Origin of the sequence: Pseudomonas sp. Bc-h (assembly GCF_002080045.1) — a bacterium.
GTDB lineage: Bacteria > Pseudomonadota > Gammaproteobacteria > Pseudomonadales > Pseudomonadaceae > Aquipseudomonas.
In genome coordinates, this window is sequence record NZ_MUIN01000011.1 from 372,892 (window position 1) to 395,473 (window position 22,582).

Annotated in this window: 17 protein-coding genes; 11 read left to right on the forward strand and 6 right to left on the reverse strand. The window is 60.2% G+C overall.

Annotation, left to right across the window (positions count from 1 at the left end; genetic code table 11):
- Positions 1-572: 572 nt before the first annotated feature.
- Both nirB and nirD read left to right on the forward strand, forming a co-directional pair.
- Positions 573-3,134 carry a nitrite reductase large subunit NirB gene (gene nirB / locus BWR59_RS22045; protein WP_081567746.1) on the forward strand — a complete coding sequence of 854 codons (2,562 nt, stop codon included), beginning with the start codon at positions 573-575 and terminating at the stop codon, positions 3,132-3,134.
- A complete protein-coding gene (nirD, locus tag BWR59_RS22050; protein WP_081567747.1) occupies positions 3,131-3,508 on the forward strand; it encodes a nitrite reductase small subunit NirD in 378 nt (125 codons plus the stop codon). The genes nirB and nirD overlap by 4 nt, the downstream gene beginning before the upstream one ends.
- Positions 3,509-6,136: 2,628 nt before the next feature.
- Here the strand turns inward: nirD and ccoM are convergent.
- The 3 genes from ccoM to BWR59_RS22070 form a co-directional block, all read right to left on the reverse strand.
- Positions 6,137-6,253, reverse strand: coding sequence for a cytochrome c oxidase subunit CcoM (ccoM, locus tag BWR59_RS33150; RefSeq protein WP_343286996.1), 117 nt, complete (start codon positions 6,251-6,253; stop codon positions 6,137-6,139).
- 132 nt (positions 6,254-6,385) lie between these two features.
- Positions 6,386-6,547 carry a hypothetical protein gene (locus BWR59_RS32465; RefSeq protein WP_168184518.1) on the reverse strand — a complete coding sequence of 54 codons (162 nt, stop codon included), beginning with the start codon at positions 6,545-6,547 and terminating at the stop codon, positions 6,386-6,388.
- Between the two features lie 66 nt (positions 6,548-6,613).
- On the reverse strand, positions 6,614-6,997 hold the full coding sequence (locus tag BWR59_RS22070) for an aspartate-semialdehyde dehydrogenase (RefSeq protein ID WP_081567751.1): 384 nt from the start codon (positions 6,995-6,997) through the stop codon (positions 6,614-6,616).
- A 206-nt stretch (positions 6,998-7,203) separates the two neighbouring features.
- Between BWR59_RS22070 and rapA the strand changes: the two genes are divergently transcribed.
- Positions 7,204-10,050 carry an RNA polymerase-associated protein RapA gene (gene rapA / locus BWR59_RS22075; protein WP_081567752.1) on the forward strand — a complete coding sequence of 949 codons (2,847 nt, stop codon included), beginning with the start codon at positions 7,204-7,206 and terminating at the stop codon, positions 10,048-10,050.
- Between the two features lie 122 nt (positions 10,051-10,172).
- On the opposite strand, the gene BWR59_RS22080 is transcribed toward rapA, so the two are convergent.
- The gene (locus BWR59_RS22080; protein WP_081567753.1) at positions 10,173-11,528 is read right to left on the reverse strand and encodes an MFS transporter; all 1,356 of its coding nucleotides are present in this window, start codon (positions 11,526-11,528) and stop codon (positions 10,173-10,175) included.
- A 280-nt stretch (positions 11,529-11,808) separates the two neighbouring features.
- On the opposite strand from BWR59_RS22080, the gene BWR59_RS22085 reads away from it, so the two are divergent.
- The gene (locus BWR59_RS22085; RefSeq protein WP_081567754.1) at positions 11,809-12,198 is read left to right on the forward strand and encodes a YkgJ family cysteine cluster protein; all 390 of its coding nucleotides are present in this window, start codon (positions 11,809-11,811) and stop codon (positions 12,196-12,198) included.
- A gap of 148 nt (positions 12,199-12,346) precedes the next feature.
- The gene (locus tag BWR59_RS22090; protein ID WP_081567755.1) at positions 12,347-14,638 is read left to right on the forward strand and encodes a bifunctional diguanylate cyclase/phosphodiesterase; all 2,292 of its coding nucleotides are present in this window, start codon (positions 12,347-12,349) and stop codon (positions 14,636-14,638) included.
- A 502-nt stretch (positions 14,639-15,140) separates the two neighbouring features.
- Here the strand turns inward: BWR59_RS22090 and BWR59_RS22095 are convergent.
- Entirely contained in the window at positions 15,141-15,440 is a 300-nt protein-coding gene (locus tag BWR59_RS22095) for a DUF2288 domain-containing protein (protein WP_081567958.1), read from the reverse strand.
- Between the two features lie 327 nt (positions 15,441-15,767).
- Between BWR59_RS22095 and BWR59_RS22100 the strand changes: the two genes are divergently transcribed.
- From BWR59_RS22100 to BWR59_RS22120, 5 genes are all read left to right on the forward strand, one after another.
- On the forward strand, positions 15,768-16,895 hold the full coding sequence (locus BWR59_RS22100) for a branched-chain amino acid ABC transporter substrate-binding protein (protein WP_081567756.1): 1,128 nt from the start codon (positions 15,768-15,770) through the stop codon (positions 16,893-16,895).
- A gap of 216 nt (positions 16,896-17,111) precedes the next feature.
- Entirely contained in the window at positions 17,112-18,041 is a 930-nt protein-coding gene (livH, locus tag BWR59_RS22105; RefSeq protein ID WP_081567757.1) for a high-affinity branched-chain amino acid ABC transporter permease LivH, read from the forward strand.
- Positions 18,038-19,300, forward strand: a complete 1,263-nt coding sequence (locus BWR59_RS22110) for a high-affinity branched-chain amino acid ABC transporter permease LivM (protein ID WP_081567758.1) — start codon at positions 18,038-18,040, stop codon at positions 19,298-19,300. The genes livH and BWR59_RS22110 overlap by 4 nt, the downstream gene beginning before the upstream one ends.
- A complete protein-coding gene (livG, locus tag BWR59_RS22115) occupies positions 19,300-20,067 on the forward strand; it encodes a high-affinity branched-chain amino acid ABC transporter ATP-binding protein LivG (RefSeq protein WP_081567759.1) in 768 nt (255 codons plus the stop codon). Before BWR59_RS22110 ends, livG begins: the two co-directional genes overlap by 1 nt.
- A complete protein-coding gene (locus BWR59_RS22120; protein ID WP_081567760.1) occupies positions 20,068-20,769 on the forward strand; it encodes an ABC transporter ATP-binding protein in 702 nt (233 codons plus the stop codon).
- A gap of 154 nt (positions 20,770-20,923) precedes the next feature.
- Here BWR59_RS22120 and BWR59_RS22125 read toward each other — a convergent pair whose 3' ends face one another.
- Positions 20,924-21,832 (reverse strand): LysR family transcriptional regulator, encoded by a 909-nt coding sequence (locus BWR59_RS22125; RefSeq protein ID WP_081567761.1) that lies wholly within the window; start codon positions 21,830-21,832, stop codon positions 20,924-20,926.
- A gap of 105 nt (positions 21,833-21,937) precedes the next feature.
- Here BWR59_RS22125 and BWR59_RS22130 point away from each other — a divergent pair, with 105 nt between their 5' ends.
- Entirely contained in the window at positions 21,938-22,537 is a 600-nt protein-coding gene (locus tag BWR59_RS22130) for a short chain dehydrogenase (protein ID WP_081567762.1), read from the forward strand.
- The last annotated feature ends 45 nt before the right edge of the window (positions 22,538-22,582 follow it).

A 22,582-nucleotide genomic window follows, 5' to 3' on the forward strand; every position in this document is an offset into this window, starting at 1 on the left:
CCCCGTTGAAAACGGAGAGCACACGGCGCCTTTGTCGTGGAGAGGGCAATCGGCGTTGACTGCCTATAGCCGGGTAGTTGCAAAGGACAGGCCAGTCTTCTGCATCTGCCTGTGGCCGCACGGGATGTCGGAGATGACGCACCGAAAATCGTTGGCGCTGGTAAGCCGGATTGCTACAGGTTGGGGCGGGCAACGCAAAACCGCACAGTTTTTGTGCCGAATAGCAATGGCTAACGCTGGTTTTTGTAGCCCTCCGGCTTGCCGGCGCAGGCAATTACAAGAACGCCACCGCCAGCAAGCCGGACGGCTACCGGGTTGATCGGTGCTCAACGACCGCGCTGGCACACCCATTGCTTTATCACTTTCAAGTCCAGCCTGAATGCGTGGTTGGCAGCCCTGGTCGGTCAACGATGATCGTCCGCCCCTCAAGGCAATGGGCTCAGCAGGTTGTGCCGACACTGTGGTCGAGCGACAACCCATAAAAGAACAGGCAAAGGCGCCTGGAACCGAAAGGTTCCGGGCGCCTTTTTTTTGCTTTCAAAAAACCTGATTGGCCTTGGCCGGGACTCGATATGAACACCACAGTCGCCCCTCTGAACGATGTGCAGACACTGATCGTCGTTGGTAACGGGATGGTCGGTCACCACTGCGTCGAGCAACTCATCGCCGCCGGTGCCCTTGAGCGCTACCGCATTCATGTCTTCGGTGAAGAAGGCCAGCGTGCCTACGACCGCGTGCACCTGTCCGAATACTTCGGCGGGCGTGATGCCGAGTCGCTGGCCCTGAGCGATGCCTCCTTATATGAGCAACCGGGGCTGAGCCTGCATCTGGGTGTGCCGGTACTGGAGATCGACCGAACCCGCCGCGAAGTCATCACGTCCAAAGGCTGTTTCGCCTACGACAAGCTGGTGCTGGCGACCGGTTCCTATCCCTTCGTGCCTCCGATTGAAGGCGCTGAAGGCCATTCACGGCTGGTCTATCGCACGCTGGACGATCTGGACACCATTCGCGCCGCTGCCGAAAAAGCTAAACGTGGTGTCGTGGTGGGCGGCGGGCTGCTCGGTCTGGAAGCAGCGAATGCCTTGAAATCCCTCGGCCTGGAAGCCCACGTGGTTGAGTTCGCGCCACGTCTGATGCCGGTGCAGCTGGACGATCATGGCGGCGCGGCGCTGAAGGCCCGGATCGAAGCGCTGGGGGTTGGCGTGCATCTGTCTCGCGCCACTCAGTCGATCAGCGCAGGCGAGCAATACCGCTACCGCATGAACTTCGCAGGGGACGAATTCCTTGAAACCGACCTGATCGTCTTCTCCGCGGGCATTCGTCCACAAGACGCCCTCGCCCGCCAATGCGAGCTGGAACTGGGCCCACGGGGCGGTATCGCGATTGACGAACATTGCCGCACCAGCGACGCCGACATCTTCGCCATCGGTGAATGCGCCGCCTGGAACGGCAGCGTCTTCGGCCTGGTCGCGCCGGGTTATCAGATGGCGCGCAACGTCGCGGCCCAGCTGTGCGATCTGGACAACGAGCCGTTCTTCGGCGCCGACATGTCGACCAAACTGAAACTGCTCGGCGTCGATGTCGGCTCCATCGGCGATGCTCATGGAGCACTGACTGGTGCGCGCAGCTATCGCTTTATCGATGAAGCCACCGGAAGCTATCGGCGCCTGGTGGTTTCCGCTGACGGCACCCAGGTGCTCGGCGCGGTGCTGGTCGGCGACAACAGTTACTACGACACCCTGCTGCAGTACGCGCAGAACGGTATCAAGCTACCCGCCGATCCATCGAGCCTGATCCTGCCCCACAGCGAAGGCGCTCCGACCCTCGGCGCCGATGCACTGCCTGCGACGGCGACCATCTGCTCGTGCCACAACGTCAGCAAAGGCGCGATCTGCTCCGCGATCGACGGCGGCTGCACCGACCTCGCCGGCATTACAACGTGCACCAAGGCGGCAACCGGTTGCGGCGGTTGTTCTGCACTGCTCAAGAGCGTGTTCGAACACGAACTCACCGCCCGTGGCGTGGCTGTCGACAAGAGCCTGTGCGAGCACTTCGCTTTCACGCGTCAGGAGCTGTACGCCCTCGCCCGCGTGGAAAGCATCGAGAGTTTCGAAGAGATGCTGGCCCGCCACGGCAAGGGCCACGTCGGTTGCGACATCTGCAAACCAGCGGTCGGTTCCATTCTCGCGTCATGCTGGAACAAGCCGATCATGGACCCGTCGCTGGTGCCATTGCAGGACACCAACGACACCTTCATGGCCAACATGCAGAAGAACGGCACCTACTCGGTGGTGCCGCGCATTCCGGCTGGCGAAATCACCCCCGACGGCCTGATCGCCATCGGCGCCGTGGCGAAGAAATACGACCTGTACACCAAGATCACTGGCGGCCAGCGTATCGACCTGTTCGGCGCGCAACTTCATGAGCTGCCGGACATCTGGGCCGAGCTGATCGCCGCCGGTTTCGAAACCGGGCATGCGTACGGTAAATCGACACGCACGGTGAAGTCCTGCGTCGGCAGCACCTGGTGTCGTTACGGCGTGCAAGACAGCGTGCAAATGGCGCTGAGCATCGAGGATCGCTACAAGGGCCTTCGCTCGCCGCACAAGCTCAAATTCGCGGTCTCCGGCTGCACCCGCGAATGCGCCGAAGCCCAGAGCAAGGACATCGGCGTGATCGCCACCGAGAACGGCTGGAACCTGTACGTCTGCGGCAACGGCGGCATGCGCCCGCGCCATGCCGAACTATTCGCCACCGATCTGGATGACGAAACGCTGATCCGCTACATCGACCGCGTGCTGATGTTCTACATCCGCACCGCTGACAAATTGCAGCGCACGTCGGTCTGGCGCGAGTCGCTGGAGGGCGGGCTGGATTACCTCAAGGCTGTTGTGATCGACGACAGCCTGGGGCTGGCTGCCGAGTTGGAACAGCAAATGCAACTGGTGGTGGATCGCTATGAATGCGAATGGGCCAACGCGCTGAAGAGCCCGGAAAAACTTAAGCGCTTCCGCACCTTCGTCAACGACAAAAGCGCGGACCCGGACATTCATTTCGTCAACGAACGCAGCCAGCGTCGCCCGGCACGCGCCGGTGAACTCAACCTTATTCCTGTTGCGGAGATCGCACGATGAGCCAGTCCAATGCGTTGATGATGGACCCGTCGCAAACTCAGGCCTGGCGCGCGGTGTGCGCCCGTCAGGATCTGGTGCTCAACTCTGGCGTCGTGGCGCTGGTGGGCACGGCGCAAGTGGCGTTGTTTTACGTGGCTTCAATCAGTGGCACGCCGCAGTTGTTCGCGGTGGACAATCGCGATCCGGTCTCAGGGGTCAACGTGATCGGGCGAGGTTTGATCGGGAGTCTGGCGGGGGATCTGGTGATTGCTTCGCCGCTGTATAAGCAGCATTACCGGCTGGAGGATGGGACTTGCCTGGAAGATCCGGCGTTGAGGTTGCGGACCTGGCCGGTGCGGTTGGTGGGGGATGTGGTTGAGGTTGATGTGGGGTGAGGTGTTTTTGGCTATGCCGTTGGCGTTGGCGTTGAGGTCGGGTGCATAGCCGTTATGTGTGGTGGCGCTTGTTGGTTTGGCCTAACGGCCAACCTGTTTCGCCTTCGGCGAGTTACTTGAAAAGACACCAAGTAACCAAGTGTCCTGGCTCCTGGTTGGGTTCCTCCTTCGTCGGAATTCCCTCACTCCGGCGACGCTCCGTGGGCCCGCCGCCATCCGCCATCCATGGCGGGGGGCGGCTCTCGNTTCCTCCTTCGTCGGAATTCCCTCACTCCGGCGACGCTCCGTGGGCCCGCCGCCATCCGCCATCCATGGCGGGGGGCGGCTCTCGCGGCATCCATGCCGCTCRGCCCACGCAGCGCCGCCTGCGTTCRGCCTGCACCCAAGTCGCGATTTGTGGTGTCTGGGCTGTTGCGTAAGAAGATCAAGATCAAGATCAAGATCAACAGCAACAGCAACGGCAACGGCAACGGCAACGGCAACGGCAACGGTCTACATCAAACSTGTAGCAGTCCGGCTYGCCGGCGGTGGCGATCTTGAAGGCATCACCGCCRGCAAGCCGGACTGCTACGGATTCGCGACGAATACGGATTTTGAACTGAACATTTGACCCTGTGGGAGAMGCTGGAGCTGTGCGACAGCAGCGAAGCGGTGGGTCAGATGGCTCATCTGCAACTGACCCATCGCCATCGTCCGAATCGCGGCCCGTACCGTCGTGACCTCCGGCGTCTCCCACAGGNGCTGGAGCTGTGCGACAGCAGCGAAGCGGTGGGTCAGATGGCTCATCTGCAACTGACCCATCGCCATCGTCCGAATCGCGGCCCGTACCGTCGTGACCTCCGGCGTCTCCCACAGGGTTCGCGTGAAACCCCAGAGCTGTGTTCGCTGTTGATCTTGATCTTGCTTCTAAGCGCGCGTCAGTTCAGACGACACCAATCGCGACTTGGGTGCAGGCTGAACGCAGGTGACGTGGAGGGGGCCGAGCGGCGTGGATGCCGCGAGAGCGCCGCAAGGACATGGATGTCCGTTCGACGCGGGCCCACGGAGCGTCGCCGGAGTGAGGGTATTCCGACGAAGGAGGAATCCAACCAGGAGCCAGGACACTTGGTTACTTGGTGTCCTTTCAAGTAACTATTCCGACGAAGGAGGAATCCAACCAGGAGCCAGGACACTTGGTTACTTGGTGTCCTTTCAAGTAACTCGCCGAAGGCGAAACAGATCTGGCGTTAGCCAGATCCCTATCAGCCGCGCCGCGATTACGTGGCGTATCCAGATTTCCAGCTGCACACGAAAGCGTGTGGGAGCTGCTGGAGCTGTGCGACAGCCGCGAAGCGGTGGGTCAGATGGCTCATCTGCTAAATGACGCACCGCNATCCAGATTTCCAGCTGCACACGAAAGCGTGTGGGAGCTGCTGGAGCTGTGCGACAGCCGCGAAGCGGTGGGTCAGATGGCTCATCTGCTAAATGACGCACCGCCTCGCTGCCGTCGTGACCTCCGGCGTCTCCCACAGGAATTGCGTAAAAATCGAAGGCTGCGTTCGCTTCTGATTTTGCTTCTAAGCGCGCGTCAGTCCAGACGACACAAATCGTGACTTGGGTGCAGGCTGAACGCAGGTGGCGTGGAGGGGGCCGAGCGGCATGGATGCCGCGAGAGCGCCGCAAGGACATGGATGTCCGTTCGGCGCGGGCCCACGGAGCGTCGCCGGAGTGAGGGTATTCCGACGAAGGAGGAACCCAACCAGGAGCCAGGACCCTTGGTTACTTGGGGTCCTATCAAGTACCTCGCCGAAGGCGAAACAGATCTGGCGTTAGCCAGAACCCTATCACCCGCGCCGCGATTACGTGACCTATCCAGATTTCCAGCTGCACACGAAAGCGTGTGGGAGCTGCTGGAGCTGTGCGACAGCCGCGAAGCGGTGGGTCAGATGGCTCATCTGCTAAATGACGCACCGCNATCCAGATTTCCAGCTGCACACGAAAGCGTGTGGGAGCTGCTGGAGCTGTGCGACAGCCGCGAAGCGGTGGGTCAGATGGCTCATCTGCTAAATGACGCACCGCAATCGCTGCCGTCGTGACCTCCGGCGTCTCCCACAGGAATTGCGTAAAAATCGAAGGCTGCGTTCGCTTCTGATTTTGCTTCTAAGCGCGCGTCAGTCTAGGCGACACAAATCGCGACTTGGGTGCAGGCTGAACGCAGGTGGCGTGGAGTGGGCCGAGCGGCATGGATGCCGCGAGAGCCGCCCCCCGCCATGGATGGCGGATGGCGGTGGCGTGGAGTGGGCCGAGCGGCATGGATGCCGCGAGAGCCGCCCCCCGCCATGGATGGCGGATGGCGGCGGGCCCACGGAGCGTCGCCGAAGTGAGGGAACCCGAGGAACGAGGGCCAAGCCAGGAGCAGGGACACTTGGTTACTTGGTGTCTTTTCAAGTAACTCGCCGAAGGCGAAACAGGTCTGGCGTTAGCCAGAACCAAAAATCAGCGCCGCACAAATGACGGATATTACCCACCATTCCAGCGCCACCGAAAAAACCCAAAAAACCAAAAAAATCCAAAAAAAATCCAAAAAAAATCCAAAAAAATGGGCAACCGAAGTCGCCCAAAATGCCTTGCGTGCTCTTTTTAGAAGACTCAATCCTTGCCGCGCTTGTGCGAGTCCCTCCAGATGTATAAGGCCAGGCCTGAGAAAAAACTCAGCATCAGCATGACCGTGATCACACCGCCTACCACCGCATGGTCGAGAAACATGAACGCCCCTCCTGCTGAGACCCTGTTCGATGGGTGCAGAGTAATCAGAGGCAAAGTGAGGAGTATTGATCCAGGTCAACGTCACCGCGCTTGGCGGCAACTCATCGACCGGATCGGAACAAGAAGGGAGGTCTAGCGCTTTTTTGGTTTGTTCTTAGGCTTTTTCTTGCCCTTACCCAACGGCATCGCCTGCTCGAAAGCCTGACGCACCTCGTTGAGCCGCTTGTCGTTGAGATCGTGAACACGCTTGGCGCGTTCGACGCTCAGGTCTACCAGTTTTTCATCTTCGCTCATGGCGTGCCGTTCTCGAATGCCCAATGGCGACAATAATGCGCAATCGCGTCGGCGCTGACCAGCACCTCAGACTTTCAGATCCACCCACAAGCCCTGACGCGGCTCGTCATCGATGATCGGCACCACCGGCACCGTGTTATCGGCATTCAGGTAATCGCCTGGCATGGCCGGGCCTTTATGAGCAGTCTGCTGAGCGGCCTTATCCTCATCCTCGTTCAGATCGGGATGACGATCGGCGGTTCGCCGGTCGCGGCGACGCCTTTGCTGTCGGCGTTGCTCTTCGCGCAGCATCAACTGCGCCTGCTCGGGGTCACGCTCGCCCATGTTGATCGTGGTTTCGCTAGAGCTCGGCTGCACGGGCGCGACGGGCGGGATGTCCGGTGTCGGCCTGACCGGGTCCTGCTGCGCAGTCACGGGGGCCGCACTCAAGGGGATCAGCGGTGGCAGCATGGTAATGGTCTCCTGTTATCAAGCTGTCGGCTGCCGTTTCGTCGACTTGAGCCGTTAGAAGAGGAAGTTTGGACTATGTTTCTCGCAACAAGTGCCAGCGCAAGGCCACTTACCCAATAAATACGGGGCTTTTTACAATGTGGCTTTGGTCTGGACCGCTTGTTCCGTTACCATAGTCGGCTTTTTCAAGGCGGGAGTCAGGCAGCATGGCGCAGCAGTATCAACCGGGGCAACGCTGGATTAGCGACAGCGAAGCCGAGCTGGGTTTAGGCACCGTTCTGGCACAGGACGGCCGCTTGTTGACCGTGCTCTATCCGGCCACTGGCGACACCCGCCAGTATGCTTTGCGCAATGCCCCTTTGACGCGGGTGCGCTTCTCGCCGGGTGACACCATCACCCACTTCGAGAACTGGAAAATGACCGTTCGCGAAGTCGACGACGTCGACGGCCTGTTGGTCTACCACGGCCTCAACGCGCAGAACCAACCGGTGACCCTGCCGGAAACCCAACTCTCGAACTTCATCCAGTTCCGTCTGGCCAGCGACCGTCTGTTCGCTGGGCAGATCGACCCGCTGGCCTGGTTCTCCCTGCGCTATCACACACTGGAGCACACCAGCCGTCAGCTGCAATCCTCGCTGTGGGGCCTGGGCGGCGTTCGCGCCCAGCCTATCGCGCACCAGTTGCACATCGCCCGTGAAGTCGCCGACCGCATCGCACCGCGCGTTCTGCTGGCCGACGAAGTGGGCCTGGGCAAGACCATCGAAGCCGGTCTGGTGATCCATCGCCAGTTGCTCTCGGGCCGCGCCAGCCGCGTGCTGATCCTCGTGCCGGAAAACCTCCAGCACCAGTGGCTCGTGGAAATGCGCCGTCGCTTCAACCTGCAGGTCGCACTGTTCGACGCCGAGCGTTTCATCGAGAGCGATGCCAGCAACCCGTTCGAAGACACTCAACTGGCGCTGGTTTCGCTGGAGTGGCTGGTGGACGACGAGAAGGCTCAGGACGCGCTGTTCGCAGCGGGCTGGGATCTGCTGGTGGTCGACGAAGCTCACCACCTGGTGTGGCACGAAGAAAAAGCCAGCCCGGAATACTCGCTGGTCGAGCAACTGGCCGAAGTGATTCCTGGTGTATTGCTGCTGACCGCGACCCCGGAGCAATTGGGTCAGGACAGCCACTTCGCGCGTCTGCGACTGCTCGACCCGAACCGTTTTCACGACCTGCACGCCTTCCGCGCCGAAAGCGAGAACTATCGCCCGGTGGCCGAAGCCGTTCAGGAACTGCTCGATCAAGGCCGTTTGTCTCCTGAAGCCCACAAGACCATCCACGGCTTCCTCGGTGCAGAAGGCGAAGCCCTGCTGGGCGCCGTGGCCGATGGCGACACCGAAGCCAGTGCTCGCCTGATCCGTGAACTGCTCGATCGTCACGGCACCGGTCGTGTGCTGTTCCGTAACACCCGCGCCGCGGTGCAAGGCTTCCCGGAACGCAAACTGCATCCGTACCCGCTGCCTTGCCCGGCCGAATACCTGGAATTGCCGATTGGCGATCACGCCGACCTGTACCCGGAAGTCAGCTTCCAGGCTCAGGGCGAGACCAGCGAAGAAGAACGCTGGTGGCGCTTCGACCCTCGCGTCGACTGGCTGATCGACACTCTGAAAATGCTCAAGCGCGTCAAAGTGCTGGTGATCTGTGCCCACGCTGAAACCGCGATGGACCTGGAAGACGCCCTGCGCGTGCGCTCCGGTATCCCGGCCACCGTGTTCCACGAAGGCATGAACATCCTCGAGCGTGACCGCGCCGCCGCCTACTTCGCTGACGAAGAGTTTGGCGCGCAAGTGCTGATCTGCTCGGAAATCGGCAGCGAAGGCCGCAACTTCCAGTTCTCGCACCACCTGGTGCTGTTCGACCTGCCGGCGCATCCGGACCTGCTGGAGCAGCGAATCGGCCGCCTGGACCGTATCGGCCAGAAGCACATCATCGAACTGCACGTGCCGTACCTGGAAACCAGCCCGCAAGAACGCCTGTTCCAGTGGTACCACGAAGCGCTGAATGCGTTCCTCAATACCTGCCCGACCGGCAACGCCCTGCAACACCAGTTCGGCCCGCGTCTGCTACCGCAACTGGAAGGCGGCGACGAAGACGACTGGCAGGCGCTGGTCAATGAAGCCCGCGCCGAGCGTGAGCGTCTGGAAAGCGAGCTGCACACTGGCCGCGACCGTCTGCTGGAGCTTAACTCCGGTGGCGCTGGCGAAGGCGAGGCGCTGGTCGAGGCGATTCTCGAGCAGGACGATCAGTTCACCCTGCCGATCTACATGGAAACCCTGTTCGACGCGTTCGGCATCGACAGCGAAGACCATTCGGAAAACGCCCTGATCCTCAAGCCGAGCGAAAAGATGCTCGACGCCAGCTTCCCGCTCGGTGACGACGAAGGCGTGACCATCACTTACGACCGCAACCAGGCGCTGTCCCGCGAGGACATGCAGTTCATTACCTGGGAGCACCCGATGGTGCAAGGCGGCATGGACCTGGTGCTGTCCGGCTCCATGGGCAATACGGCCGTTGCACTGATCAAGAACAAGGCGCTGAAACCCGGCACCGTGCTGCTTGAGCTGCTGTATGTCAGCGAAGTGGTTGCACCGCGCTCGCTGCAACTGGGCCGCTACCTGCCGCCGGCCGCCCTGCGCTGCCTGCTGGACGCCAACGGTAACGACCTGTCCGGCCGCGTTTCTTTCACGACCCTGAACGATCAACTGGAAAGCGTGCCCCGCGCCAGCGCCAACAAGTTCATCCAGGCCCAGCGCGACGTGCTCAACCCGCAGATCAACGCCGCCGAAAGCAAGATTGCGCCGAAACACGCCGAGCGCGTGGCCGAAGCACAACGTCGTCTGGCAGCCGATACTGACGAAGAACTGGCACGTCTGACCGCCCTGCAAGCGGTCAACCCGACCGTGCGCGACAGCGAACTGACTGCCTTGCGCGAGCAGCGCGAGCAAGGTCTGGCGATGCTGGAAAAGGCGGCACTGCGTCTGGAAGCGATCCGGGTGCTTGTCGCCGGATAAGTTTGATCATGCCCACGCTCTGCGTGGGCATGCATCCCTTGCTGCCCCGCGTCACATCAACAGGCGGACGCGGAGCGTCCAGCCCAGCGTTACCACGCAGAGCGTGGGAACGATCAATAACTTCACGCCACCGACGGCTTCCCCCCCTGCCCCACCGGCTCATCGGCCAGCATCCGTTCGCGCATCCGCTGCGCATCCCGGCTAAAACACTTCGATGCCCGCACCAGAAACACCAGCGCGAAAAACAGCGCCACGGGAATCAGATACATCGCGTCATGCAGCCCCACGGCCTTGAACGCCTCGGTCATCTCCCCGACCTGCGCCGCGTACATCGCCGAATGAGCGAAGTGATCCGACAACAACCCGACCACCACCGGCCCCAGACCACCACCCAACAGATACAATCCGGCGAAGAACAGCGCCATCGCCGTCGCTCGCAGCCGCGGCTGAACCACGTCCTGAATCGCGGTGTAGACGCAGGTATAGAAGTTGTATGAGAACAGCCAGCCTACGCTGAACACCGCGACGAACACGCCGATCTCGATACGCCCGGCATGCAGTGCATAACCGGTGCACAGGCTGGCAACGGTCATGCTCAGTGCCGCGAACATCAGCCGACCGTTGGCAAAGCGCTGATGCAGCTTGTCAGCGATCCAGCCGCCCGCCGTCAAACCGACGAGCCCGGTTACCCCCACGATCATGCCTGTTGCCATCGCAGCTTCCTGCAAAGGCAACAAAAAATACCGCTGCAGCATCGGCACCATGAACGAGTTACACGCGTAGGTTGAAAAGTTGAACGCCAGGCCCGCCAGTACCAACCAGCGAAAAGTAGGGATCGACAATACGCGTCGGATCGGCCGGTCGATTTTCTCCTGCGATATCGCCACGCTTTCCGCAGCACCGCGCGCGGGTTCGCGGATGAAGAACATGAATATCGCCAGTACCAACCCCGGCACTGCTGCGATGAAGAACGGCGCACGCCAACTGTCGAATGCCTTGACCATCGCGCCGATGGTGAAGAACGCCAACAACAGCCCTAACGGCAGGCCGAGCATGAAGATGCCCATGGCCCTGGCGCGTTTGTGAGCGGGAAACAGATCGCCGATCAGTGAGTTGGCGGCAGGGGCATAACTCGCCTCGCCGATGCCCACGCCCATGCGCACCAGCAAGAACGCCCAGAAGTTGCCAACCAGGCCGTTCACCGCTGTCAGGCCACTCCACACCGTCAGGCCCCAGCCCATCAGTTTACGCCGCGAGCCATTGTCGGCCATGCGCCCAAGGGGCAAGCCGGCGATCGCGTAAACGAGCGTGAACGCCGTGCCGATGATCCCCAGCTGGAAATCGCTCAGCAGCCATTCCTTGCGAATCGGCTCGATGATGATCGCCGGGATCGTGCGGTCGAAGAAGTTGAACAGGTTGGCCAGAAACAGCAGGAACAGAATGCGCCACGCGTTCGCCGCCTGAGTCGAATGATCCATGGGTCGATCTCTATTATTGTTGTTGTTCGGCCAGACACGACCAGGCCAGGAAAGGGAAATCTAGTCAGCCCGCAGGCAGCTGTCTGTGATTATTCGCCAGACTGATATTAGTCCATCGCAACCAAGCTGGCGCGCTGATTTCATCCGCGTCGCGCTTGCAGATTTCAAGCGTCATACACATCCAGAAATATTTTCTGAGGCCGCTTCCCAAGCGCAATGGAAGGCCTAGAATGGCCAGCCGATCAACCCCCTTTCCTACTTTCCTCCTCGGTTATAACCCATGTCCGACGTCAGTCCGTGCCTGAATTGTGGTGCCTGCTGTTCACATTTTCGCGTGTCTTTTTTTTGGGGTGAGTGCGCATCGGCGGGAGGTACGGTGCCCGACGAACTGGTGAGCAGCATCAGCCCCAGTCGCGTGGCGATGCTGGGCACCAACTGCAAATCCGTGCGCTGTACATCCCTTGAGGGTGAGGTCGGCAAGGGCACCAGCTGTTCAATTTATGAACAGCGCTCCAGTACCTGTCGCGAGTTCGAAGCCTCGTGGACAGATGGCCAACACAACCCGGATTGCGACGCCGCTCGGGCGGCATTCGGTTTGCCGGCCATTTGCGCGCCGCCCGTCAACGATGATGACTGGACTTTACTGCCAGATGAGGCAGCCATCGCTTAGAACTATTCGCGATAACCGTTATTTCGAAATAGTTTGTACGTCCGTCCCCAAACAGGTGTTTAAACCCGAGCCACTTCTATAATCATCGCAAAGTGCCATCAGTTACCCAGACTGAGGTTACTCCGGCAGTGAACACATGGAGCGTGCTATGGATTGGCTGGGTTTGCATTTTTTACCCTCTATGCCGGCAGATGGCCGGACGCTGATGGAATGCAGTCACAACCCCCTGCTCATCCTGCTTGCTTATCTGGTGGCCTGTGCCGCCAGCTTCGCAACGCTGGACATCGCCGAGCGGATCGGACACGTCGACAACGCGACGGCAAGGATTCGCTGGCGAGGGTTGGGCGCCTTGTGTCTGGCAGTGGGTATCTGGGCCATGCATTTCATCAGCATGTTGTCGTTCCAGGCCCCGCTGGAAATGCACTACGACCTGCCGGTCACTGTCGCCTCGCTGGCCATTGCGCTGATTGCCGGGATCGTGGCGATGGAGACCCTTAGCCATCAGAAACTCCAACCCGCGCAATATCTGTTCGCCTCGATTTGCATCGGCCTCGGCATCGCGGCCATGCATTATGTCGGCATGTCTGCCATGCGCTCCGGGGCTACGCAGTACTACGAGCCCGTGCGCTTCATCGCCTCTATCGTGATCGCGATTGCCAGCAGCCTGGCGGCATTGGTGCTGGCCATTCATTTGCGTCAAGGCAGCGGAGTCTTTCATCAACTGCTCAAATACGGCGCCAGCCTGGTACTGGGCGCCGGGATCGTAAGCACGCATTTCATGGGTATGTGGGCACTGCATCTGATGGTTCCTGCCGGAGCGCAGTTTCAGCCACCGTCTACGGAAAACAGCCTGCAATTGAGCCTGACCATCGCCTTGATCGTGCTGCTGATCATTGCCGGCAGTGTCAGCGCAGCGCTGGCGGACAAAAAACTGCAGGCCAAGGAACGCGACCTGAAACGGGTCAACGCATTGCTCAGCCAGCTCGATCAGGCGCGGGTTTCGCTGCAACAGGTCGCGCATTTCGATGCGCTGACCAATCTGATCAACCGCCGAGGCTTCAACCAGATCTTCGCCGAGCGGCTGATGGAGCAGAAACTTGCGCAAGGCATGCTCGCCGTGATGTTTCTGGACATCGATCATTTCAAGCGTATCAACGACAGCCTCGGCCACGATGCCGGAGATGAACTGCTGAAGGTCATTGCCGAACGCATCCGCAGCGCGACCCGCGCCAACGATGTGGTCGCCCGCTTTGGTGGCGACGAGTTCTGCATTCTCATCGCCTTGCACAACACCGACGAGGCGCTGAACCTGGCGCAGCGAGTCATGCATAAGATGAAAGAACCGATTGCGCTGTCCGGCCGGCGCATGGTCATGACCACCAGCATCGGCATCAGCGTCTATCCCCAGGACGGCGAAACCTCGGAAGAACTGCTCAAGCACGCGGATCTGGCGCTTTATCAATCCAAGGGCCATGGCCGCAACAGCATTCACTTCTTCAGCGCCAACCTCAAGACCAAGGCCAGCTTGGAACTGCAGCTGGAGGAAGAACTGCGTGCTGCCCTGCGCGAAGAAAGCGGGCTGCAACTCTATTACCAGCCCATCGTCGACCTGCGCACCGGGCATGTCGCCAAGCTCGAAGCCCTGGTGCGCTGGGAACACCCGACCCATGGTTTGTTGACCCCGGATCGCTTCATCAGCATCGCGGAAAATAACGGCCTGATCGCCGAACTGGACAACTGGGTGTTGCGTCGGGCGTGCCGGGATCTGGGCCAGCTCACAGAGCCAGGCTTCGAGAAGCTGGTGATCGCGGTGAACTGTTCGGCGCTCAATCTCGCACGCGAGGAGCTGCTGGAGGAAATCGACAGTGCGCTGAAAGAGGCAGGCGTCGCGCCCCATCGCCTGGAGCTGGAAGTCACCGAAAACGCGCTCATGGGCAATATCAGCAGCACCATCATGTTGCTCAAGGAGATCCGCGCGTTGGGCGTGGCGCTGTCAATCGACGACTTCGGCACCGGGTACTCGTCGCTGGCCTACCTCAAGCGCTTGCCACTGGATACCGTGAAGATCGACCGCTCGTTCATCATCGACATTCCCCGCTCCCCCCAGGATATGGAGATCGTTCAGGCGATCATCCTGATGGCCCACACGCTGCACCTCAAAGTGGTGACCGAAGGTGTCGAAACCCCGGCACAGCTGGATTTCCTCAGCCATTACGGGTGCGATTACGTGCAAGGCTACCTGTTCAGCAAACCGGTACCCCTGAGCGCCCTCCGCCCCTTGGTGCAGCAACTGAACATGCGTCGCCCGGCCAGCCTGTGGCCGTCAACCGCGATGCTCGAGGCGGTAAACCTCACGGTTCACGGCCCCGGCACTCAACTCGTGCTCACTGATAGCAGCGACCCGCGCATGGACCGGTTCCGGCCACGGCCCGCGAAGTGATGAGACTTGATCCGCATTCCCGCCACTTGCCGACTCTGAAGCCTCAAGAGTGACCGCTCATCGCCGATTAACCGAGGGATTCCCTGAAACGACGGGACGAGGCGGTGGGTCAGCGACACTTTTTTTACAGACATACCGCTTCGTCCGATCGCGGCCCGGGCTGTCGCACTGCTCCAGCAGCTCCCACAGGGTTCGGTGTGCAACTGGAAATCTGGGTACGCCACGAAACCGCACTGCAAGGTTAGCCGCTCACAGTCGCGTTGCCGTGGATCTTTGTCTTGCTCCTGAACTTGGGAGGTGCTGCATTCCGACTTTTCCGAGTAACCCGCCGAAGGCGGAACGCTTCCGCCGCCAGGCAGAACATGAAACCAACACCCCTTATCGATACCCCCAAATCCAAGCGCGATAATGCGGGGCTTTCTGCTACCCACCCCACACCACCGGTTACCGACCTACCCACTTTGCCATCATTGCTCGCACCAAAAACGAGCACAGATAACTATCACGCCCTTTCCTGGATCAACACCCAAGGCGCCACCACCACCGCCCACAGCGGCGTATCGCGCTCGAGCAACTCCAGAGCCGTTGATTCAGAGACCTTCCCGACCTCCCCCGTGCTCAGCCACGCCGCCACTTTCGCCTCGGCATTCTCGGCGAAAGCCTCGGCCACCGCGATCAAATCCTGGGAAGGCTCGACCCACAACAGGGCACCCTTGGCAAAGAAAGGTTGCAATTCTTTCCACGTGATCGAAGCCGTTTCGCCAAGCAGTTTGGCATAGAGGGTGCTAGGTTCTTGCGTCATGGGTTTCACCGTTTGAAAAATCGGCGTAATGATACCGCCGCCTTTCCAGCGCTCAAACCCGGATTCAAGTGATTGATTGCAGAGAACTTCGCTCAGGCCGATAGATTGAACGACCCGGTTGGGCAATCGACCGGCTTGATTGTGTATCTTTCTTTCGATTAAGCGACATCAACAGGTTTTGCCCCCTGCAGCCAGCTTTTCAAGCGCTCGACCGGCGCTCTAAACTGTTCCGGTACAGTTGCCGGGGGTGTGGCCTGGATAATCAATCCGGTCCTGCAGCTTCTGGCCGTCAGGATTATAAAAACTACAACGCAAGAGTGGAGCATCATGACTAAGGGTATTAATCAGATTTCCAAGCTGTTTGCCGCACTGGTTCTGGCGGGGGTTGCCAGCCATTCGTTCGCAGCTGACACCATCAAGATCGGCATTGCGGGTCCTAAAACCGGTGCTGTTGCCCAATACGGCGACATGCAGTTCAGCGGTGCCAAAATGGCCATTGCCGACATCAATGCCAAAGGCGGCGTCGATGGCAAGAAACTCGAAGTCGTGGAATACGACGACGCCTGCGATCCTAAACAAGCGGTCGCAATCGCCAACAAAGTGGTCAACGACGGCGTCAAGTTCGTGGTCGGCCACCTGTGCTCCAGCTCCACTCAGCCAGCGTCTGACATCTACGAAGACGAAGGCATCATCATGATCACTCCGGCTGCCACCAGCCCGGAAATCACCAACCGTGGCTACAAAATGGTGTTCCGCACCATCGGCCTGGACAGCGCTCAAGGCCCGGCCGCCGGCGACTACATCGCCAAGCAGGTCAAGCCGAAGATCGTTGCGGTCATCCACGACAAACAGCAGTATGGTGAAGGCATCGCCACTGCCGTTAAACAGACCCTGGAAAAAGACGGCGTGAAAGTCGCCCTGTTCGAAGGCATCAACGCCGGCGACAAGGACTTCTCCTCGCTGATCGCCAAAATGAAGCAAGCCAACGTCGACTTCGTCTACTACGGCGGCTACCACCCTGAGCTGGGTCTGATCCTGCGTCAGGCACAGGAAAAAGGCCTGAAAGCAGGCTTCATGGGGCCGGAAGGCGTGGGTAACGCTTCCATCTCGCAGATCGCTCAGGACGCTTCCGAAGGCCTGCTGGTGACTCTGCCGAAATCCTTCGACCAGGATCCAGCCAACAAGGCGCTGGTAGAAGAATTCAAAGCCAAGAAAGAAGACCCGAGCGGTCCTTTTGTGTTCCCGGCGTACGCTGCCGTTCAAGTCATTGCTGACGGCATCACCGCCGCCAAGTCCGAAGACACCGCCAAAGTGGCAGCCGCCATCCACGCTGGTACCTTCAAGACCCCTACCGGCGAGCTGTCGTTCGACGCCAAGGGTGACCTGAAAGACTTCAAATTCGTCGTTTACACCTGGCACAAAGATGGCACCAAGACTGAAGCCCCTGTGAAGTAATCACAGGCCTCAGGTTGAACCCGAAGCCCACTGCAACCGCAGTGGGCTTTGTTTTACGAGGCCGATGGATTTCACAAGAGTCCCTACGCCTGAACATCTTGAAACCGCACCAGTGAATCACTGGGCTCGTGCCGAAACGCGGACGTAGATCACGACGCGCGAGCGGGAAAAAGACTTCACCAGTGAAACACCGAGAAGGTTTTTAGGAGCACGGCAATGCCCGAGATAGATCTCTATCATTTTTTCCAACAGCTGGTTAATGGCATGACCATTGGCAGCACGTATGCCCTGATCGCCATCGGCTACACGATGGTCTACGGCATCATCGGCATGATCAACTTCGCCCACGGCGAGGTATACATGATCGGTTCGTACGTGGCGTTCATCGCCCTGGCCGGCCTGACCATGCTGGGTCTGGACAGCCTGCCATTGCTGATCACGGCCGCTTTCATCGCCAGTATCGTGGTGACCAGCGCCTATGGTTACGCCATCGAACGGGTCGCCTACCGTCCGCTGCGCGGCAGCAACCGTCTGATCCCTCTGATTTCCGCGATCGGTATGTCGATCTTCCTGCAGAACACTGTGCTGTTGTCGCAGGACTCCAAAGACAAATCGATCCCCAACCTGATCCCCGGCAACTTCGTGTTCGGCCCAGGCTCGACCCATGAGGTGGTGATCTCGTACATGCAGATCCTGATCTTCATCGTCACCGTGCTGGCCATGCTCGGCCTGACCTGGTTCATCTCCCGCTCTCGCCTGGGTCGCGCCTGCCGCGCCTGCGCCGAGGACATCAAGATGGCCAATCTGCTGGGCATCAACACCAACAACATCATCGCCCTGACCTTCGTCATCGGCGCGGCGCTGGCGGCGGTCGCTGCGGTGTTGCTCAGCATGCAATACGGCGTGATCAACCCCAACGCCGGGTTCCTTGTCGGCATCAAGGCCTTCACCGCAGCGGTTCTGGGCGGTATCGGCAGTATCCCGGGCGCGATGCTCGGCGGTCTGGTGCTGGGTGTGGCTGAAGCGTTTGGCGCCGACATCTTCGGCGACCAGTACAAGGATGTGGTGGCGTTCGGTCTTCTCGTATTGGTGTTGTTGTTCCGGCCAACCGGCCTGCTCGGCCGTCCGGAGGTTGAAAAAGTATGACCAGGAATCTCAAATCGGCCCTCTTCAGCGCAGTGCTGGTGCTGGCCGTCGCCTACCCGATCCTCGGGCTCAAACTGGACATCGTCGGGGTCAACCTGGCGGTCGTCGGCGCCAGCACCACCACGGTTCTGGTGATCTTCGCCGCTGCCCTGCTGATGTTCCTGCGCGTGCTGTTCAATGAACAGATCAGCGCCATGTGGCGTTCGCGCCCGCAGAAGCAACTCGTGTCGGACAAGGCCAGCAACTTCCTGACCCTGCCGTCGACTCAGCGCTGGTTCCTCGGTGCAATCGTCGTCGCCGCGCTGATCTGGCCGTTCTTCGGCTCTCGCGGCGCGGTGGACATCGCGACCCTGATCCTGATCTACGTGATGCTCGGCCTGGGCCTGAACATCGTGGTCGGTCTGGCGGGTCTGCTGGACCTGGGCTATGTCGGCTTCTACGCCGTCGGTGCCTACACCTACGCCCTGCTGCAGCACTACTTCGGCTTCGGTTTCTGGATCTGTCTGCCACTGGCGGGCCTGGCCTCGGCGACGTTCGGCTTCCTGCTGGGCTTCCCGGTCCTGCGTTTGCGTGGCGACTATCTGGCCATCGTGACCTTGGGCTTCGGTGAAATCATCCGTCTGTTCCTGCGCAACCTGACCGACATCACCGGCGGCCCGAACGGCATCAGCAACATCGAAAAGCCAACGTTGTTCGGTCTGACATTCGAGCGTAAAGCGGCCGAAGGCATGCAGACCTTCCACGAATACTTCGGTCTGGAATACAACTCCATCAACAAGGTGATCTTCCTTTACCTGATCGCCCTGTTGCTGGCGCTGTTGGCCTTGTTCGTGATCAACCGCCTGCTGCGCATGCCGATCGGCCGTGCATGGGAAGCGTTGCGTGAAGACGAAATCGCCTGCCGGGCGCTGGGTCTGAACCCGACCGTGATCAAGCTCTCCGCGTTCACCCTGGGCGCGGCGTTCGCCGGTTTCGCAGGCAGTTTCTTCGCCGCACGCCAAGGCCTGATCACCCCGGAATCGTTCACCTTCCTCGAATCGGCGATCATCCTTGCCATTGTGGTACTGGGTGGCATGGGCTCGCAGCTGGGTGTGATTCTGGCGGCGGTGGTGATGATCCTGCTGCCCGAACTGCTTCGCGAATTCAGCGAATACCGGATGTTGGGCTTCGGCGCCTTGATGGTGCTGATGATGATCTGGCGTCCTCAGGGCTTCCTGCCAATGCAGCGTCCCGTCATGAAACTCAAGGGGGAGCGCTGATGAGCCGTCCACTTCTGCAAGCCTCCGGCTTGAGCATGCGCTTTGGCGGCCTGTTGGCGGTCAACGGCGTGGGTCTGACCGTCAACGAGAAACAGGTCGTGTCGATGATCGGCCCTAACGGCGCCGGCAAGACCACCGTCTTCAACTGCCTGACCGGTTTCTACAAGCCGACAGCGGGTACCATCCTGCTGGACGGCGAGCCGATTCAAGGCCTGGCCGGTCACGAGATCGCTCGCAAGGGCGTGGTGCGGACCTTCCAGAACGTGCGCCTGTTCAAGGAAATGACGGCAGTCGAGAACCTGCTGGTGGCCCAGCATCGTCACCTCAACACCAATTTCCTGTCCGGTCTGTTCAAGACACCGGCGTATCGCAAGAGCGAACGCGAGGCCATGGAATACGCCGAGCACTGGCTCGAAGCGGTTGACTTGAAAGCCTTCGCCAACCGCCCTGCCGGCACCTTGGCTTACGGTCAGCAGCGGCGTCTGGAAATCGCCCGCTGCATGATGACCCGCCCGCGCATCCTGATGCTCGACGAGCCGGCGGCCGGTCTGAACCCCAAGGAAACCGAAGATCTGAAAGCGCTGATCGGCGTGCTGCGCAACGACCACAACGCCACGGTGCTGCTGATCGAGCACGACATGAAACTGGTCATGAGCATTTCCGACCACATCGTGGTGATCAACCAGGGCACCCCTCTGGCTGACGGCACGCCCGAGCAGATCCGTGACAATCCTGAAGTGATCAAAGCCTACCTGGGGGAAGCGTAAATGCTGCAGTTCGACAACGTTTCCACCTTCTACGGCAAGATCCAGGCGCTGCACGGCGTCAGCATCGATGTGCAACAGGGTGAGATCGTCACCCTGATCGGCGCCAACGGTGCGGGCAAATCGACCCTGCTGATGACCCTGTGCGGTTCGCCGCGCGCTCACAGCGGCAGCATCCGTTACATGGGTGAAGAGCTGGTGGGTCTGGAGTCATCGGTGATCATGCGCAAGAGCATCGCGGTCGTGCCCGAAGGCCGCCGCGTGTTCGCTCGATTGACCGTCGAAGAAAACCTGGCCATGGGTGGCTTCTTCACTGACAAGGGCGATTATCAGGAGCAGATGGACAAGGTCCTGGGCCTGTTCCCGCGCCTGAAGGAGCGCTTCAACCAGCGCGGCGGCACCATGTCCGGCGGCGAACAGCAAATGCTTGCCATTGGCCGCGCGCTGATGAGCAAACCAAAGCTGCTGCTGCTCGATGAGCCTTCGCTGGGTCTGGCGCCGATCATCATTCAGCAGATTTTCGAGATCGTCGAACAGCTGCGCCGTGATGGCGTGACGGTGTTCCTGGTCGAGCAGAACGCCAACCAGGCGCTGAAAATCGCCGACCGTGCATACGTTCTGGAGAACGGCCGGGTGGTGATGCAGGGCACCGGCGCCGAGCTGCTGGTCGATCCGAAAGTGCGGGATGCGTATCTGGGCGGCTGATCCCGCCCTCTGACTCGACGCGTCTCCCGTAGCAGTCCGGCTTGGCGGCGGTGGCAATCTGGAAGTTGCTACCGCCGGCAAGCCGGACCGCTACAGAATACTGCGCCAAGCCAAAGAAAAACGGCCCTCATCGGGCCGTTTTTTTGTGGGCAATTCAAAGCCTCTCCAGCGCCGCCGTGCTGCGCTCGAACCACTCGGTCAGGTAATCGGCCATCACCTGGACTCTCCTTGGAAGGCGCCCTTCAAATGGATTCACCAGAAACAGCGACGATACCGGTGTCTGGTAATCGCGCAGCAGCCATTGCAGGCTGCCGTCGTTGAGCTCGTTGTGAACCATGTACGACGGCAGGCGCGCGATCCCCGCCCCCACCAACGCCGCCTTCTTCAACAGCCCATAGTGATTGCTGGCAAAAGTACCGCGCACGTTGACTCGGGTCATTTCGTGATTCTGGTGATAGACCCAGCTTTCCCTGCCGGCGTAATGACTGTTCAGCAGGCAGCGGTGAACACGCAGGGCTTCAGGTGTCTGTGGCTGGCCGTGATGAGCGATGTATTCGGGGCTGGCGCACGTGAGCTCCTGCAACGACAGCAGAGGTTTGGCCACCAGTCTTTCGTCGATGCCCACGCTTGAACGAATCCCCAGATCGAAGCCATCGCGGCGCATGTCGCGGAACTGATTGTTGAGGTCCAGTTCGACCTGAACGTCCGGGTATTTAGTGGAAAACTCAGTCAACACGCCCTCAAAGAACGTCTCGCCCAACGACACCGGCACCGTCAGGCGCACCGTGCCGTTCAGGCTTTCGCTGAGATAGGCCATCGCGTCGCGCACCCGGTCCCGTTGCGCCAGCAGCGCTCGGGCTTCGGGCAGCAGAATCGCTCCCGCCGACGTCAGCGTCAGGCTGCGAGTGGTGCGATGCAGCAACGTCACGCCATAGCTCTTCTCCAGTTTGCTGATCCGCTTGGACAACTGGCTGGTGCTGGTGTCCAGCCATTGCGCGGCCAGGGTGAAGCTGTTGGCCTCCACCAGCATGGCGAATGCCGCCAGATCGTCCATTTCACTCATGATTGTTTCCTTTTCGACAAACCGGGATTGCCGTTTGACCCATATATCTGCGGGAAACGGCGGTACACACTGAGCGCCTGATCCAATAACCGGAAGGACTGCACTGTGAAGATTCTATTGATTGGCGCTGGCGGAACCATCGGCTCGGCGATCGAGAAAGAATTGGCGCCACGCCATGACATCGTCCGCGCTGGCCGTAACAGCGGTGACGAGCATGTCGATATTAGTGACAGCGCATCGATCCGCAAACTGTTCGAACGGACGGGTCCTTTCGATGCATTGATCTGCGCCGCAGGCAACGTCACCTTCGCACCGCTGGGCGAGATGACCGAAGAGTCCTTCGCCCTGGGCCTGCGCGACAAACTCATGGGCCAGGTCAACCTGCTGCTGATCGGCCGCGAATTCGCCAATGACGGTGCCTCGTTCACCTTTACCACCGGCATTACCAGCCACGATCCGATCCGCACCGGCGCCTCGGCAAGCCTAGTCAACGGCGCCATCGATGCCTTCGTGTGCGCAGCGGCCATCGAAATGCCGCGCGGCATGCGCGTCAACTCGGTGAGCCCCAACGTGCTGGTGGAAGCCATGGGCAACTACGCACCGTACTTCCGCGGCTTCAAACCGGTGTCGGGCGCAGAAGTCGCGCTGGCCTATGCGAAGAGTGTCGAGGGGCTGCAAACCGGCCAGACCTATCACGTCGGTTAATCGCTACTTGTGATGAGCGAGCAGGCTGAGTAACGTGGCGGCACT